Here is a 17,335-nt window from a genome sequence, read left to right on the forward strand (position 1 = left end):
TAACGTGCCCGTAGCTTTTTGCGAGGCGACGCACCCAAACGCCCACAGATGTGCTCATGTTCGCGCCGCTGCTGGCGACTCGAACGACGCTTCAACTGCGGGCCCACGGGCCTTGCGGATCCCCGTCCAGCGGCTCGGAGTGACGTGAAAATCCATTGGCCGCTGCTTGCTGCTTCTTCGTTAGCCTTACTCTCCACTCCCGCTCTCGCGCAGACGCTCGAGCGCCCGCCTGCGGTCGAACCACCGCCGGTCGAGCCGTTGCCGCAGGGCAAAGACTCGGAGGATGGCGGTGCTCAGGTCAAGATCGCGAACCTCTCGCTGACGCTTGGGGGCTACATCCAGCCAGGGTTCGTGTCCCAGGTCGACACGCCGTTCAACGAGGACGACTCCCACGACGGCTTTGAGTTCGCGAACGCCCGCCTCACCGCCAAGGGGAAGCAGGAGCTGAACGAGCACTTCTTCATGGGCATGGAGTTCGGCTTCGACGTCGCGACAGGCAACTTCGACCCGAAGGACGTCTACGGCACGCTCGGGTTGAACAGCAAGCTGGTGATGCTCGACGTCGGGCAGATGAAGCAGCCGTTCGGCTTGGCCCAGATGCAGTCAGAGGCCCAGCTGCAATTTCCCCTGGCCGCTCGCGTCCGCGAGCTGGCGTTTGGGCGCGACCAAGGGGCGCGCCTGCGAGGCGAAGTAGACGTCGACCCGGTGTGGATCGGCTGGGGTGCGATGATCGCAAACGGCGAAGGTGGCTTTCGCGCGCGTCGTAACATCGACGATAAATTTACCTACAGCGGGCGGCTGGAGGTCAGCCTGCACGAGCCGCTGAAGAGTGAGTCCGACCTATGGGATAGCGAGCTCCAGCTCACGGCGGGCGGGTCGATCGGTTACACCCCGGAGCTCGGAAAGGGCTTCGGCATTGACGACGTCGGCCTTGCGGAGACCCGCTATGGTGCAGACTTCCGCGCGGTTTTCCACGGGGCAACGGCACGCGCCGAATACATCGGAGCCAAGCGTGACGGGCGCGATGGGGGGAAGGCCGTCAAGCGCCAGGGGATCGCGGTTCAAGCGGGATACGTCCTCCCGTTGCCATTCATGCGTCCGCAGCTCGAGCCGGTGGTGCGCATGGAGATCTCCGACGTGAACCAGAGCGAGGATGGCTTTCCCGCCGGGCAGGATGCGGTGGTCGACAACACCGAGCGCCGCACCCTCGAGTTCGGTGCGAACGTGTACATCGAGGAGCACCGCGCGAAGCTTCAGATCGCCTATCGCCTGACGGACTTGCTCGAAGGACCCAAGACGGACTCCGACGGGAACCCGCTGATTGGTGATGAGGTCTTCGTGTTCATGCAGTTCGGTTGGTTCTGAGTCAGATGGATCAGCGCGCGGTCGCTCGGTGCGCCAGCGCTGCTTACTTGAATGTGGCTAGCCCACGATTGGAGAGCATCATGCGTTTGAATACTTCGAAGCGAGCGTTGGCGTTGGTGGCGTTGATGGCCGCGGTACCCGCGTGCCGTGGAGGCGGCACCGATGAAGGCGGCAATGGCAGCGGCGGCAACGGCAGCGGCGGCACAGGAAACAGCGGCGCCCTGCAGTGCCCCAATCCCGGTACGCTCCCCTTCACAACGGAGAGCAGCAGCTTCGAGAGCGCGGACTCCGCCGACACCGAGGGCCTCGAGCGCAACAAGGACGCCGCGTCAGACATCCTCGGCAATCCGGGTGAAAGCTACGCATACACGACGATCCCAGTCGAAGACTCACCGCTGACGGCTCCGTACATCTTCGAGGGCACGAAGGCGCGCTCCGTCAACGCCTCCGGGCTGAGCTTCACGGGCTTCAGCGAGGAGTACGTGAGCTTCTGGGTCGAAGACGGCAGCTCTTGGAAGAGCCTCGGTCGCCAGAAGACCGACACCGACGGTAAGTACTCCTTCTCGCTCAACGACTTCGCTGGCGGCCAGCCGCCGCGCGTGAGCTACGCCATCCTCGAGGGCGATGGCAGCTGCGCCGTGCACTACACCTACTTGCTGGACAAGGGCACCAAGGTCGTCGTGACAGACATCGACGGCACCCTGACCTCCAGTGATGAGGAGCTCTCCAAGCAGATCGCCGACGGCAGCTACGACCCGCAGGAGAATAAGTCCGCGTCGGTCATGATGAACCACTGGGCCCAGAAGGGCTACCAGGTGGTCTACCTCACCGCTCGCCCGCACTTCTTCCGCGCGGAGACGCGCGCGTGGATGGTGGAGCACGGCTTCCCCGAGGGTCCGGTGATCACCGCAAACCAGCTGGTGTTCGGCGACTCGGCCCGCACCTACAAGGGCACCTGGGTGAACCGCATCAAGAACAACTTCGGCTGGACGGTGACCGCGGCCTACGGCAATGCGGGCTCCGACATCGACGCCTACGAAGACGCTGGGATCCCCAAGGACATCACCTTCATCATCGGCGAGAAGGCTGGCGAGAGCGGCACGACGGCCATCGCTGGCAACGACTACACCGCACACATCGCGGAGTTCGTCGACACCCAGCCCGACGCGAACTGAGTTCGCGCGGCGCTCCAAACAGAAACGGCCAGGGACTTCAGGTCTCTGGCCGTTCGTTTTTTTGGGGGGGAGAGGGCAGCCTCTTCAGGGCTTCGTCACCGTACGGGTGAAGAGCTCGTTGCCGTCCTCGTCGTAGAACCAACCGGAGAAGCTCTTGCCAGTGATTTCCACGAGCAAGAAGCCACCCTTCGCGTCCGTCTCGAAGAAGGTGGGAGTGCCACGCCCCTCGAGGCCCGTGGTCTTCGCGCCGGAGCCCGAGACGATGAACTCCGTCCCGCACTTCGGCTGCAGCCACTGCATGTTGTGGTCGTGACCGCAGATGTAGACATCGATCTTGCCGCAGACCGTGTCCTCCATGAAGTCCTTCACGTTGCCGCCGCTGATGACCGGAATCAGCGGGATCCCCTCGTAGGTGCCGGCATTGCCGTGCTTGCCGTTGGAGATGTAGGGGTGATGCCCGAAGGCGATCTTCCACTCCGCCAGGCTCTGCTGGACGGCGTTGCCGAACCACGAGCGCTGATTCGAGTCGCCGTTCAAGAAGATCACGTTGCTGTCCAGGGCGAAGAAGTCGACCCCTGGGTGCTGCACGACGTAGTACCGATCCGGGTAGTACCACTTGGCGGAGGCGTTTCCGTACGAGATGTAATAGCTCGCCTTGTTGAGCTCGAGGCCCGCGCCCCCTGAGCCGTAGTCGTGGTTCCCCAAGGTAATGTAGAAGGGGAAGCTCAAGTTCGCGTAGGGCATCTCGAACTTGGTCTGGAACTGCGTGTCCATGTCGCTGCTGACGCCGACATCGTAGAAGTTGTCGCCGAGGTAGAGCGCGAACTCGCAACCGCCGCGGCTGTCACACTCCGCCTTGATGGCGTCGGCTACCTTGTACTGAGTCGCGTTGCCTTCGCCGGCATCTCCCATGGCGACGAAGCGCACCGTGCTCGGGCCGCCGCCGGTTCCAGCAGTGCCTGCCGAGCCAGCGCTGCCCGCTGAGCCACCGGAAGCGACTCCCGCGGTGCCCCCGTCGGCGCCGCTGCCACCCTGTGCTCCGCTGCCGCCGGTTGCGCTGCCACCCTGTGCTCCGCTGCCGCCAGTGTCGCTGCCGCCTTGAGCACCACTGCCGCCAGCTCCGCTGCCGCCTTGAGCGCCGCTGCCGCTGGCTCCGCCTTCAGCGCCGCTGCCGCCGGTGTCGCTGCCGCCCGTCGCTCCGCTACCGGAGGTCTCAGCCGAGCCTGAAGAACCACAGCCAGCGCTCAGTGCGCCGACCAAACCCACCAAAAGCCAAGAACGCGTCATCGGGCAGGAAGCCTAACGGTGGTTTGGCCTTCTGTCGACCTCGAGCAGGGGACGTGAGTCAAAGTCCCCGGCTTCGTCGCCCACGCCGCGGTTCGTGGTTGGCGCGGTACCTGAGCGACGCGGGCGTTGCACCTGACACTCAGCGCGAACCTCGAACGCAAACAAGCCCCTGCGCTGCGGCGCGCAGGGGCTTGGAGTTCGGGCGCTCGGAGGGCCGCGAACGGGCGAAAAATTCGCGCCCGGTAGGCGCGAACAAGTAAACAATTCCAACCGTGGGGAAACGTCTCTGAAGGGAGCGTTCAGTTCGGAGCGTTTTGTACGACGTCGAGCTGCCGACCCGGCGGCTCTTCCGGAACGGTGTAGAACTGCTGACACCAGCGGCGATACTGGGCGATGGGGCCGTCGCCGTCGCACAGCATGGGCCTCTCCCACTGGATCTTGTTCTCCCAAATCGGGATGTCTTGGCCAAGCTGGCGCTCGATTTCGGCGATGAACGCCTTGCCGACGCCCTTCGTCACGTCCGCGCCGCCAATCTTTTTCACCTGGAAGGCGAAAAAGACGTCGACGTATTCGGAGTCGATGGGGGTGACCGAGTTGATCAGCAGCGTCTCGACGATGCCCTTGAAGCGCACGGTGGCAAAGCCAAAGCCGTGAGACATGCTCTCGACGGAGCCGTCGACCTTTCCGCGCGGCGTCTCCATGCCCGTATCTGAGAAGACGCGCATGGTGTGGTCTTTGAACTCCGCCTGGCTCTGGGGCATGTTCTTCGCGCCGTGCACGTAGTGGAAGTGCGCGGAGTCGACGGCGTTCTCGGCCATCTCTTGATTGCGCGTCTTGATCTTCCAGTAGCGGCGCTCCTGACTGGTCCACTCTTCGTCGCCGTACTCCGGCACCTCGGGCAGCTCCCACTGGGGCGGCAGACCGCCAGCGTGGTGCCACACCATGATCATCCCGGCGACTTCATGCACTGGCCAGCAGGCGAGGTTCGCCTTGGGCGGGACGCGCTTGGCGTACGGAACCTCCGCGCACTTGCCGCTTGGGTCGAACTTCCAGGCGTGGAAGGGGCACTCGATGTTGTCGCCGACCACCTTGCCGCCGTAGCCCAGGTGGGCGCCGAGGTGGGGGCAGTGCGCGTCCAGCACCGTGAGCTGCCCACCTTCCGTACGGAAAAGGACCAAGTCCTTGCCGAAGTAGCGGAGCGGCTTCACTTCACCCGGCGCGATCTCGTCAGCGTAGGCAACCATGAACCAGCCGTTGGGAATTGGCGCGGTGTAGTAGCGACTCATGGGGCCAAGAATAGAACATGTTCTATTTTTCACCACGGGCTTTTTCAATACGCTGCGTATTGCCCGCTGACCGCAGTCACGTAACGACACGAGGCAGCGCGTGCCTCGTAGGAGTGCGCAAACACTGCGGATCTGCGCCCGCAGCGTGCAGTTGGACACGCCGGAAACCAGCGCGCCTCACCCCCAAACCCAGGTGATGGGCTTGAAACGGTGAGGCGCAGGTCAACCCGGGGAGCTGCGGGTGACGGCTGTCCGGAGTCAGACGTCGAGGTCTTCGGCTTCCTCGGCGCGGTCCATGATGAAGTGGAAGCGGGCGCCGGGGTCCTTGCCCATCAGGTCGCTCACGATGCGGTCGGTCTCCAGAGCATCGGCGATGTTGATCTGGAGCAAGCGCCGCGTGGCGGGGTTCAGGGTCGTCTCCCAGAGGGTGTTGGGCATCATTTCGCCGAGGCCCTTGAAGCGGGTGATCTCGACCTTGGCGTTGCCCTTCTTGTATTGCTCGAGGATGCGCTTCTTGTCGTCCTCGTCGGCGGCCCAGTAGGTCTCCTTGCCAATATCCATGCGGTAAAGCGGAGGCACGGCGACGAACACCTTGCCGTTTTCGATCAGCTGCCGCAGGTGACGATAGAAGAAGGTGAGCAGCAGCGTCGTGATGTGGTGGCCGTCGCTGTCTGCATCGGCGAGCAGGATGATGCGGTCGTAGCGCAGCTTGCTGGGGTCGAAGGTCTGCCCGACGCCGCAGCCCATGGCGGTGACCAGGTCGCTGAGCTCCTTGTTCTCCAGCACCTTGGCGAGGCTCGTGGCTTCAGTGTTCAGCACCTTGCCGCGCAGCGGGAGGATGGCTTGCAGCTGACGGTCGCGGCCTTGCTTCGCGGAACCGCCTGCGGAGTCACCCTCGACGATGAACAGCTCGGTGCCGGTGCGGTTCTTCGCGATGCAGTCGCTGAGCTTGCCTGGCAGCGTGAGCTTGCCGCTGGTGGCCGTCTTGCGGCTGACCGCTGCGGACGCCGCGCGTGAAGCCTCGCGAGCACGCGACGCTTGCACGATGCGGTAGACGATCTGGTCCGCGATGCTGCGGTTGCTGTTGAGCCAGCCCTCGAGGGTGGGGCGCACGGCGCCGTCGACGCTGCTCTGCACCTCGGGGTTGTTCAGGCGATCCTTGGTCTGGCCCTGGAACTGGGGCTCCTCGATGAACACACTGAGGATCCCAACCACGCCTTCGCGGATGTCGTCGCCGGTGATGTTGACTCCGCGCGGAGTCAGCTTGTGGGTCTCGATGAAGTTCTTGACGGCCTTGGTGATGCCGGCGCGCATGCCGTTTTCGTGGGTGCCGCCGGAGCCCGTCGGGATGCCGTTGACGTAGGACAGGATGCGTTCGTCCGTCGCTTCGGTCCACTGGAAGACCATCTCGACGCGCGCGCCGTTCTCCTTGAACAGCGTGAAAGCGTCGTGGATCGGCCGGTCGCCGCGGGCCTTCGTGATCTTCTTCAGGTAGTCGGCGATGCCTTCGTCGTGCTTGAAGGTCTGGTTCGTGCCGGCCTTCTCGTCGACGAAGGTGACCTTGAGCCCCTTGTGCAGGTAGCTCGCGACCTCCAGGCGCTCGCGGATGGTGTCCGGGTTGAAGTCGATGCGGGGGAAGATGCGCGGATCCGGGTGGAAATAAACCGTGGTGCCGGTGCCCCGCGCTTTGCCAAGCTTCTTCAGCTTGCCCTGGGTGACGCCCTGGGCGAAGCGCATCTCGTATTCGGCGCCGTCGCGCTTCACCTTCGCGACTAGCTCGGAGGAGAGCGCGTTGACGACGCTCGCGCCGACGCCATGGAGGCCGCCTGAGGTCTTGTAGTTCTGCCCCTCGAACTTTCCGCCAGCGTGCAGCGTGGAGAAGATGATCTCCACCGCAGGCTTCTTGAACTTGGGGTGCACGTCGACGGGCATGCCGCGGCCGTTGTCGCTGACCGTGACGCTCTTGCCGTCCTTGTGCAGGGTGACGTGGATCTCGGTGGCGTGGCCGTTCATCGCCTCGTCGACGGAGTTGTCGACGATTTCCCACACCAGGTGATGAAGCCCCGCGGAACCGACTCCGCCAATGTACATGCCGGGGCGCTTGCGTACCGGGTCGAGGCCTTCGAGTACCGTGATGTCTTTTGCGCTGTAGCTCATCTCTCGTCCTGTTTCCTTAGCGCTGGTCTCTCAGCTTCGGGGCTCACGCCTCGGCTGGGGCAAACTCCGGGGGGGCTGCCGGCACCTCACGCACCACGCCGATCAGCTGGCCGCGCTTGATCACCTCGCGGCCCTTTCCGCCGCGCCCGGTCAGCTCGTAGCGATTGAGGTTCACCCGCTGTTCGCCGCCGAGGCTGGTCTTGAGCGTCAGCGTGTCCGCGTCGTTCTTTGCCGCGAGGAACCCGATCAGCTCGTCGTCCTTGCCGAGCTTCATCAGCATCACGCCCTTGCCAGCGCCGGACAGGTAGTTCACCTCGGTCACGGCGCAGAGCAGCGCCCGGCGGCCCTTGGAGGCGGCGATCAGCGTCTCGGTGCCGTTCACGGTCGCGACGTTGAGCATGCGGTGGCCCTTGGCGGGCTTGGCGTAGCGGCGCCCGGAGCGGGTGCTCGGCTCGGCAAACGGCGCGAGACCGAAGCACAGGCCGTAGCCGTCCGTGGACGCGGCGACCCCGAAGGTCTCCGGGTAGTGCTCTTCGCTGCCTTCGAGCTCGCCAATCAGGCGCGGGTCGAAGCTCATGGCGCTGACGATCGCCTCGCCGTCCTTTAGCTTGAACAGCTTCTGGATGGGCTCACCGTAGCCCGTCGTCGCCGGGATATCGATGATGCGGCAGGTGTACGCGGTGCCGAAGTTCGAGAAGAAGCACACCGTCGCGCGGGTCGAACCGGCGATCCAGCTCAAGATCTGATCGCCTTCGCGCAGGCGCACCTTGCTGATGTCCTTGATCTCGCGCTGACGCTTCACCCAGCCGTCGCTCGTGAGCAGCACCTGGGAGTCTTCCGCGACGATCAGATCTTCTGCGGAGAACTCCGGCTCGTCTTCTACGGCCTCGATCAGCGTGCGGCGGCGGCCGTCGCTGCCAAGGCTCTTGCCGACGTCGATCAGCTCATCCTTCACCACCGCCCAGCGACCCTCGGGGCCGCTCAGGAGCTTCTTGATCTCGGAGGCGCGCTTCTTCTTCGCCTTGAGCTCGTCCTGGATGATCAGGATCTCGAGGCGCGCCAAACGGTAGAGGCGAAGCTCGAGGATCGCGTCCGTCTGCTCCTCATCCAGGCGGAAACGCTGGATGATCTTCTTCGCCGCGTCGGCCTTGCCGTCGCTCTTGCGGATGATGGTGATGATCTCGGTGAGCGCGTCGAAGACTTTGACGAAGCCTTCGAGGATGTGCATGCGGCGCTCGAGTTGACCGAGCTCGTGCTGCAAGCGTCGCGTCACCACTTCCAGGCGGAACTGCAAGAAGTGCCAGAGGATGCTCTGCAGGTCGAGGCGCTCGGGGCGGCCGACCTCCGGGTTCTCCGTCGGGACGAGGCACGTCAGGTTGACGTTGAAGTTCTGCTGCAGCGGCGTGTTCTTGTAGAGGTACGCCAGCACCTTCGCCTCTTCGGCGTCGCTCTTCAGCTCGAGCTCGATGGCGACGTCTTCACCGGAGATGTCCCGCACATCCAGGATGAGCGGCATCTTGCGGCTGGTCACCACCTCGGCGATGCGCTCCACCAAGGTGCTCTTGTTCACCGCGAAGGGGATGCTGTCGATGATGATGGTCTTGGAGTTCTTGCTGGTGCCGCCTGGCCTCCAGGTGCCGCGCAGCTTGATCGCGCCTTGGCCCGTCTCGTAGACCTGCTTGATCTCTTCGGTGGTCGAGACGATTTGCCCGCCCGTCGGGAAATCTGGTCCTTTTACCGTGCGGCAAAGCTCGCGGCTGCTGAGCTCCTTGCCCTCGAGCAGCGCATCGAGCAGGCGCACCGCGGCGGCGCAGATCTCTTCCGGGTTGTGGGGCGGGATGTTCGTCGCCATGCCAACGGCGATGCCCGTCGAGCCGTTGATCAACAGGTTCGGTAGCTTCGCCGGCAGAACGACGGGCTCTTCCTTGGTGCCGTCGTAGTTCGGGCGGAAGTGCACCGTGTCTTGGCTGAGCTCGGTCAGTAGCTCCGTCGCCGGAGTTGCCAGACGACACTCCGTGTAGCGCATGGCGGCGGCGGGGTCGCCGTCAAGGCTACCGAAGTTGCCTGAGCCCTCGACCAGCGGCACTCGCAGGCTGAAGGGCTGGGCGATGCGCACCAGCGCGTCGTAAATCGCGGAGTCGCCGTGAGGGTGATAGTTACCCATCACGTCGCCGACCACCTTGGCGCACTTACGGTGCTTTGCCGTGGGGAGCAGGCGCTGCTCCCACATGGTGTAGAGGATGCGTCGCTGAACTGGCTTCAGCCCGTCGCGCACATCAGGCAGCGCGCGGCTCGTGATGACGCTGAGGGCGTAGTTGAGGTAGCGAGTCTGGGCGATCTCGTGCAGCGGCACCGGCGGGGGAGGGGGTGTCTCCTCCGTTTTCGCTTTGCCTTTGCCTTTGCCTCCTCCGCCTGAAGAGCCCTTGGAGGCGCTCTTCTTTGCGGTGGGTGAGGACTTCGTCTTGCTCGTGGTCTTACGGCTGGTGGCCAATTCGCTTACCTGTTGTGGAGCGCGCCCGGCGGGCTACGCGGAAGCTACGGCGCCTGATGGCGACTTATTGAAGGTGCCTCGGTAGCGGGTTTGGCTTCAGAGGGCAAATAAGCTGCAATGCTCCGGCGCACTGGGCGAGTGGCCTGGGGGCGTTGGAGAAAGATTAGTAATTATCAAGGTTTATGCGCGTTCGAGCCACCCGGTTGGGCAGCTTGAACGGGCGGTTTGAGCTAACGCGACGCAGCAATCGCGGCGGGGCGTGTCGCCTGCGGCGTTTCAGGGCCGAGGCCGTCTCTCCGAGGGTTTGGGGGGGAGGGTCACGGCCCTGAGTGGCGCCGCACGCTTGCTTGCCGCAAGGAAACGCGTTCGCCGGGGCGGGACTCGAGATGACTCAGCGCGGCAATGCCGTGGCGGGGCAGCGGGTGTGCGCGAGCCGCTAGCCCAACCGAGCTGCCCAGGTGCTTGCTGTCTGCTGACGGCGCGCTGTGCCGACGGTGCCAGCTAGGCGCAGCGCGCCACGGCTTTTTGCGTGTTGAAACTTCCACCGAAGATATTTTCCAGATGGTTGAAACCCAAACCAAACAGTTGTGCTCCCGATTGTTTCAGCGGTGTCTCTGGCGTTACGCTGTCGCCACTTGGGGAGGCGCCCGCTGCGGGGGCCGCATTGAATCTTGCGCCCGGGAGGCGCGGGGAGGTTGCCATGGCACGGAAGCAAAGCTTGGGTCTCGGAAACATCGGAGCAGGCATGGCGGCGCTGGGTTGCGCAGCGCTGCTGGTCACTGCCTGCGGTTCGGACTCCGGGAGTGACACGGGCACCAACGCAAACGGCGGCTCCGGTGCTGACGGCGGCTCCGGCGGCAGTGCCGCGAACGGCGGCAACGGTGGAACCGACGGCGGCAGCGCTGGCAACGGCGGAACCGATGGCGGCAGTGGCGGCGTGGGTGGTCAAGGAGGCTCGGCGGGTGCTGGAGCAAACGGCGGCGCGGCAGGTAGCGGTGCGAACGGCGGCAACGGTGGCAGCGGCGCCGTGACCAGCAACGAGTGCTTCGCGGACATTCAAGACGGGCTCATCGTCTGGGACTACGACGTGCTTGGTATCAGCACCGGGAGTCACTGCCACGGTACGAATCACCAGGACATTCAAGGCATCCAGCGCATCGTGTACCTCGGCGACTCGATCATGAACGGCACGCCGCCGACTCCCTCGAGTCAGTTCGTGCGTACCCAGCTGGACTCTCAGCTCAAGACGCTGTTCCCCGGGGTGGAGACCAAGTCGTGCGCGGTCAACGGTGCGCGTAATGACGACCTGATGAAGTCGCAGATCCCCAACTGCTTCGGCGACGCCAACACGCGCAACGTGAAGACGCTGACGCTGGTGATCTCCGGCGGAAACGACATCGCCGCCATCGCCCGGGACAAGCCGGACCTCGCGACGTCGCAGGCCGAGGCGGCGGGCTACGTCGACGAGATGCGGAGCGCCATCGAGTACCTCAAGGACTCGACGAATTTCCCGATGGGGAACGACGTCGTGTTTGCGAACATCTACGAGTACACGGACACTAGCGCCGATTTGAGTTCATGCCCCGCTGCAGGCTTCGCCGGCTTGAGTGGCACGTGGCTCAACGGTGCCCAGGTGCTCGTGGGCATGAACGAGGGCTACGCGAAGATCGCCGTCGACACAGGCGCCGACATGGTCTTCATGATGGAGCAGTTCTGCGGCCACGGTTACCGCAGGGATCGCATGGACCTCCAGTGCTACCGCGGTGCCAACACCGAGCAGTGGTTCGACATCTCCTGCATCCACCCGACGCCCGCCGGCCATACGGCGCTCGCCGGCTTCTTCATGGATGTGATCCAGGAGTAGGTCGCTGAGAGTCGGCGCAGCCGCAGCCAGCGGCGCGCCGCCTTCTCTGCAAGCGAGTCATCACCCAAGACGACGGCCGGGTCGCTCTTTCCTCACGGATGGGAGTCTGGGCTGCCGTCCCAAAACGGCGGTTGCAGGGACGCGCCGCCACCAGGGCGGTGAAACTGCGAGTCGTAAAGGGTGCGACCACCGGGCCCTGCTTGACTGACGTGCAAGATCTCATCGCTCTTGATGTCGTAGTGCGCGTGCACCATGCAGGGGCCCCGGTCGGATCCTCCCCACCACATTTCCTCGTTCCAGCGAGCGACCTCCCACTCCTGAAGTTCCTGACATATCAGCTGCACGAACATCACGTGGGAACCACCCTCGTAGTGCCGCAGGTAGCCGTCCAAGCTCGGGATGTCCAACTCACTGAGCCGCTGCTCGAAGCGCTCCAGTAGCTCTTGAGACGCACCCCACTGACGTCGCCCGCCAGAGGTGCCCTCCGGCACTACGAATCCGCGGTGGCCCCGCACGGAAACGGGCTGGAGCTTGTGTTGCTCCGGCTCCGCGCTCAAAGGCTCGACGTAGTCTTCATCCGGCGGTTCGCGCAACGCGACGAGGTCAACGACGCCAACCAGTGCGAGCAGGACGAGGAGCCAGAAGAGACGGTTCATGACGCAGAGCAGGCTCAGCGTGACACCTTGCGCGGCAGGGCGCCGCTTGCTTTTCGCGCGAGCAGTTCAAGCGTTGAGTCGGCAGGTTGCTAGCGTTCACGGGTCGCCGTCGAGCGACTGGGGCTCCGTTCGGCTTAGCAACCACGCGAGGCGATGTGCTCTCAACAAGGTCAATCCGGGGGTGGCTGCGTTGTAAACGACGTACCCTGCACACAGCCAAGGCGCCGCTTTGGGGTCTCCACACAGATAGAGCACGCCGACCGTCAGGCACAGGAATGTGGAACACGAACGGGGTCATGCTCGCCTCCAACCTGACCGTGATGTGCTCCTGGTCCAGCTCCACCGTGCCCATTTCTCCGGCGGTCAGCTCTCCGTTGGAGCTTTCAAACTCCCTGGAGAAGGTCAGCCACTGCTCGTCGCATAGCGTGACTGTCATCTCCGCTCCGAAGTGCTGCCGGAGCCGCCAAGCGAGCTCCGCAGCGCTGTGGGGCTGCTTCGACCTGTGTGTCGCGCGTACCAGCATCGGAAACCCAAGCGAAGACTCAGAGCTTGAGTGCCATTCTTAGCACGTTTCTCCGCCGTCGATCCGGGGGGACGCCAGACCACGGGAGGTAGCTCGGGTGCAATTCGGCGTTCCTCTCCCCCGAAAAATAGGACCGCGCGGATCTACTCCGCATGAGCTGGGGGCAATCGCGGTAAGCGGCGGGCACCGACGCCCTCGGTCAGTTCGAGGGCACGCTGTTGGACAAGGGAGCCAAACGCCTGGCGATGACCCGTGCTTGCCACCAAACGCCGCCGAGCCATGCCGCATTGCGTCCCGTATCGAGAGTGTGAAGGTGATCCTGGACGGGTTTTGCACCGTGATGGAGTGAGGTGAGTTCGACCAAACTCCACGCAGTTCCTCCGCCGCCCTCTCAGCATCCAGTTGGGAAGTGCAGCGAATGGTTTCTCGGAACGTGATCACCAAAAGCCCCAACCTAACTGCGAAGCGCAGGTTCTTTCGGCTTCCTTAGCACGTTCTGGAGGGGGCCTGGCGGCAAACCCAGGAGGATTGCGTGACCGCGCCAGGACGCTGCTCCAACGAGCCTGTGAACTCGGGGAGCAGCGCGCCTGTCCGTTGGTGGCCCTGATCGGCCGCGGGCCACCGCCTTGAAGCTACTTCAACACGCGCACGATGTCGGTCGTGCCGCTGCCCTTCTGCAAGTAGATCGAGTCGGCGTCCTGATGCAGGATCCGCACGCCGCCCGTATTGGCGATCTGCACCGGCGCCGCGCCTGTGAGTGGAGCCTTGTAGACCGCGTTCGCGTTCAACACGATGAAGTACACCGAGGTTCCGTCCACGACGAAGTCGGAGACATTGTCGCGAGTGACGATCTGCGTGCCAGTTCCCGTGTCCCCAGGTGTCCAGCGGTAGATCCCGTTGGCGAACGAGGTGCCTTCGGCGCGCTGGTAGTACAAGTCGTTGCCGACCGGAAACAGCCGCACGCGGTCGTTGGCGTAGCCGGAGGCGATGATGCCCGTCGGGACGACGGTGGGCGTGCCGCCTGCGAGCGGTGTCGTGCGGATTTCTCCCGGCGTGGACTGTGTGGTGTACCAGTACAGCGCGTTGTCGCTCACCACGAAGGCAAAGACGGCGTTGTGGGTGCCTTGGTCCACGCTCATGATGCGCGTGCCGGGATCGCTCGAAGGCGCGGTCACGCTCCGCGTGTAGATCCAGCCGCCCGGATCGCCAGCCTGGTAGTCCCCGCTGAACCAGTAGTAGGCGTTGCCCTTCTGTTGGAGGAAGTAGGGCTGATATTGAGGGGTGAAGACGATCTGCGGCAGATCTGACTGAGCGGCGGTGTGGGCCTTCTTGAGTACGACACTCGGGGTGCCGCGCTGGGTCCAGATCACCTCGTTGGAGTTCACGACCAGGCTGCGGCGCCCCGCGTGGTTCGTTGCGGCGCTCCAGATGTTGCTGAAGGCTGAGCCGTCGAGAGGCACCTTGCGCACGGTGTAGCTGTAGTAGCCAACTTGGTAGAGCGCGCCGTTGCCAAAGGCCCAGGTCGCGCCGTTTGAGTTGTCGGTGCTGATGGGGAGCGCGCTCTGGACGGTCACCGGCGCACACATGTTGGTGCTGCAGGTGGACCCAGCGGCAGCGCAGTCACGCCCACAGACGCCGCAATGCTGGTCATTGCTCACCAGGTTCTGCTCGCAGCCGTTGCTGTCGTCACCGTCGCAGTCCCCGTAGTTCGTGTCACATCCGGTGATCACACAGGTGCCGGACTGACACTCCACGCTGCCGTTGGCGCCGTTGCAGGTCTTGTTGCACGCGCCACAGCTGGTCACCAAGCTGAGATCCGTCTCGCAGTCGAGGGGGTTGCTATCGCAGTCCCCAAAGCCAGCCGGGCAAGCACCACCGCTGCCTCCGGTGGTCCCCGCGCTGCCTCCGGTGGTCCCCGCGCTGCCTCCGGTGGTCCCCGCGCTGCCTCCAGTGGCTCCTCCGGCACCGCCGGACGTCGTGCCCGCGCCGCCGCCAGAACTCGAGCCGCTGGAGCCGCTCGCGCCACCCGTGGTGGTGCCTCCGGCGCCGCTGATCCCCCCGGAACCGCCGACGCCACCGTTGCCGGCCATCGCTCCGGTGCCCCCGTTGCCGGCAGATGCTCCGCTACCACCCGTTCCTCCGGTGGCGCCGGCACCTTTGCCGCGCTTCGGATCCTGTTTCGTGTCCTCGTCACTGCAACCGGCTGTCGCGAGCAACACACCCATCCCAAGACCACCCAAAAGCAGACGTAACCGCATGAAAGATTTGCTAGTCCGGCCGCGAGGTGTCGGCCAGGGGCGCGAAGCGGCGGGCTAGAACTGTGCGGAACCTCTGGCGGGTTAATCGGCGGAAAAAGCGCAGCGCCGGCGAGTTGCGAAGGCGCGGCAGCGATACGACCACGCTGACGCGCGCTAGTCGGCGGGAAAACGCTGTGCCTGTCTCGAGATGGTTGCCCCTCTGTCGCAGCCATTCAAGGCTTCCTGACGTGGGGAGAGTTCCCAGGGTCATTCGGCATGTTGGCGTGACGGGCATCGCGTTGAGTTCGGCGTGCCTGAGCGTTGCCTGTAGCGAGGGGGACACCGCCCACAACGGGCTGGAGCTGTCCGGCGGGAGCGCTGGCGTCGCCTCGAACGGAGGAGCTGGAGGCGTTGGTGGCGCGAGCGGAAGCGGCGGTTCCAGCGGCGCAGCTGGTTCGAGCGGTATGGGAGCATCGGGTGGCGCGGGCGCAGTCGATGCCGGCACCGATGCGCCCCCAGATACGGCGCAAGCGCCATGCCCCGACGACATGCTGCTGATCGACGATCCGAGCTTGCCAGCGCCCGTGTGTATGGACCGCTACGAGGCGCCCAACGTCGAGGGCGAGCTACCCCTGGTGATGCTCAACTTCGACGAGGCAGAGGCATGGTGCGCTCGGCACGAGAAACGCCTGTGCTTCGACGACGAGTGGGCGTTTACCTGCGGTGGGCCTGAGGGCTACAAGTATCCGTACGGAGATGTGCAGCAGCCCGGGGTGTGTAACGACGCGAAGACCTGGAAGGTGTACAACCAGACGCTGCTGAGCGGCTGGCCATATACATTCGATGGCTCGGGATACGACACACTCGACGCGCTTTTCAGCGGAGTGAGCCAGCTCTCCGCCAGCGCCAAGGCCGCAGCAGATCACGTGCGTGAACTCTATCAGGCGGAGCCCGCCGGCAGCTACGCGGCCTGCGTTGGAGTGGGCGGCGTGCGTGACCTCACTGGTAGCGTCGAAGAGTGGACGCGCCGCCGCGACGGCGGACAAAGCCAATTTCACGGCAACTTGAAGGGACGCTACTGGGCCGACACTCGCACCTGCCAGAACGACATCATCACCCACGGTGACGGGTTCCGCTTCTACGAAATAGGCTTTCGCTGCTGTCAGGAGCCTCAACTTTGACTCGGGAACCTACAGCGTTGCCTCGCGGCAACTTAGACTTCACGGAGTTCGCTGCGCGCGAGGATGAAGATCTGGATCTGCTCACAGGCGCGCTGTTGATCGCCCGCGACGCACGTCCCTCGCTTGATTTTGCTGGGGTCGAGGCGAAGCTAGACGCGCTGTCGTCACCGCTCGAAGCGCTCTCGCTCGAGCGCCTGAGCGATCAAGCGGAGGCGCTGGCCCTCGAGCTCAGCGAGCGCTACGGCTTGAGCGGCAACAAGGCGGACTACTACGATCCGGATAACTCGTTCATCGATCAGGTCCTCGAGCGCCGCGTCGGGATCCCCATCAGTCTGTCACTGGTCTACGTCGAGGTCGCACAACGCGCGGGGTTTCGCGCGAGCGGCATCGGGTTTCCGGGACATTTCCTCGTGCGTCTCGATGGCGAAGCCGAGCACCTGATCCTCGATCCGTTCGCTGGCGGGCGCGTGCTCGACCAGCGCGACTTGGAAGCCAGGCTCGACCAAGTGGGATGGCCGCGGAAGGTCCTCCAGCAAGGCTTGCTCGACCCAAGTCCGCTGCGTTTGATTCTGGCCCGCATGCTCACGAACCTGCGCAGCATCTACTTGAAGCGTGGAGAGCTTCCGCGGCTGTTGGTCGTGCTCGATCGCTTGGTTGCGTTGATCCCAGCTTCCAAGGAGGCCTTGCGAGATCGCGGGATCTTGAACGCCGAGCTGGGCGCGCCGGAAGCGGCTCGCGCGGACCTCAACGAGTACCTCGAGCGTTGGCCCAATGCGGACGACGGCGAGGCTGTTCGTCGCGTGCTCAATCGCCTGGGCAAGCTCAACACCCGCGATCTGAATTAGTGTCCTAGTGAGGCGAATCTGTGATTCGCCGAACAAATCAACGCAGCGTTTCCTCGTCTCAAAAGTAGCGCGAAGGCGTAAAACTCGAGCGCCCACACTCTGAGGGGGCGGGCGAGTTTTGCAGCGAACTACGGAGACAGGACACTAGCAGCGAATCTTTGTAGCAATCGTGTACTCCGTTCGAGAAGCGGGAGGCGCGGGGCAGCTTGTGGTACTTGCATCGCCCCTCCCGGTCGGCGCAATCGAACCCTCCGGCGCCGGCCCTTTT

Annotated in this window: 11 protein-coding genes; 5 read left to right on the forward strand and 6 right to left on the reverse strand. The window is 64.3% G+C overall.

The annotated features are described in order from the left end of the window. Window positions 1-144 precede the first annotated feature (144 nt). Entirely contained in the window at window positions 145-1,365 is a 1,221-nt protein-coding gene (locus tag H6718_33155; protein ID MCB9590306.1) for a hypothetical protein, read from the forward strand. Between the two features lie 80 nt (window positions 1,366-1,445). Beyond that, a complete protein-coding gene (locus H6718_33160; GenBank protein ID MCB9590307.1) occupies window positions 1,446-2,540 on the forward strand; it encodes a hypothetical protein in 1,095 nt (364 codons plus the stop codon). An 84-nt stretch (window positions 2,541-2,624) separates the two neighbouring features. Here the strand turns inward: H6718_33160 and H6718_33165 are convergent, their stop codons facing one another. The 4 genes from H6718_33165 to H6718_33180 all read right to left on the reverse strand — a co-directional run bounded on the left by H6718_33165 (window position 2,625) and on the right by H6718_33180 (window position 9,761). Continuing rightward, on the reverse strand, window positions 2,625-3,827 hold the full coding sequence (locus tag H6718_33165) for a metallophosphoesterase (protein MCB9590308.1): 1,203 nt from the start codon (window positions 3,825-3,827) through the stop codon (window positions 2,625-2,627). Window positions 3,828-4,126: 299 nt separating this feature from the next. Beyond that, window positions 4,127-5,113, reverse strand: a complete 987-nt coding sequence (locus H6718_33170; protein ID MCB9590309.1) for a Rieske (2Fe-2S) protein — start codon at window positions 5,111-5,113, stop codon at window positions 4,127-4,129. Between the two features lie 258 nt (window positions 5,114-5,371). Next, entirely contained in the window at window positions 5,372-7,270 is a 1,899-nt protein-coding gene (locus tag H6718_33175; GenBank protein MCB9590310.1) for a type IIA DNA topoisomerase subunit B, read from the reverse strand. Window positions 7,271-7,313: 43 nt separating this feature from the next. Then, window positions 7,314-9,761 carry a DNA topoisomerase IV subunit A gene (locus H6718_33180; GenBank protein ID MCB9590311.1) on the reverse strand — a complete coding sequence of 816 codons (2,448 nt, stop codon included), beginning with the start codon at window positions 9,759-9,761 and terminating at the stop codon, window positions 7,314-7,316. Between the two features lie 700 nt (window positions 9,762-10,461). Here H6718_33180 and H6718_33185 point away from each other — a divergent pair. Continuing rightward, window positions 10,462-11,625: an SGNH/GDSL hydrolase family protein gene (locus tag H6718_33185; GenBank protein ID MCB9590312.1), complete on the forward strand. Its 1,164-nt coding sequence runs from the start codon at window positions 10,462-10,464 to the stop codon at window positions 11,623-11,625. 92 nt (window positions 11,626-11,717) lie between these two features. Here the strand turns inward: H6718_33185 and H6718_33190 are convergent, their stop codons facing one another. Further along, the gene (locus H6718_33190; protein ID MCB9590313.1) at window positions 11,718-12,281 is read right to left on the reverse strand and encodes a hypothetical protein; all 564 of its coding nucleotides are present in this window, start codon (window positions 12,279-12,281) and stop codon (window positions 11,718-11,720) included. A gap of 1,155 nt (window positions 12,282-13,436) precedes the next feature. After that, on the reverse strand, window positions 13,437-15,062 hold the full coding sequence (locus tag H6718_33195) for a hypothetical protein (protein MCB9590314.1): 1,626 nt from the start codon (window positions 15,060-15,062) through the stop codon (window positions 13,437-13,439). Between the two features lie 227 nt (window positions 15,063-15,289). On the opposite strand from H6718_33195, the gene H6718_33200 reads away from it, so the two are divergent. Together H6718_33200 and H6718_33205 are read left to right on the forward strand one after the other, a co-directional pair. Further along, window positions 15,290-16,222, forward strand: a complete 933-nt coding sequence (locus tag H6718_33200) for an SUMF1/EgtB/PvdO family nonheme iron enzyme (GenBank protein ID MCB9590315.1) — start codon at window positions 15,290-15,292, stop codon at window positions 16,220-16,222. Then, complete coding sequence (locus H6718_33205) at window positions 16,219-17,067, forward strand: tetratricopeptide repeat protein (GenBank protein ID MCB9590316.1); 849 nt, start codon at window positions 16,219-16,221, stop codon at window positions 17,065-17,067. The genes H6718_33200 and H6718_33205 overlap by 4 nt, the downstream gene beginning before the upstream one ends. The last annotated feature ends 268 nt before the right edge of the window (window positions 17,068-17,335 follow it).

The sequence above is a fragment of the Polyangiaceae bacterium genome, assembly GCA_020633205.1.
Classification (GTDB): domain Bacteria; phylum Myxococcota_A; class Polyangia; order Polyangiales; family Polyangiaceae; genus JAHBVY01.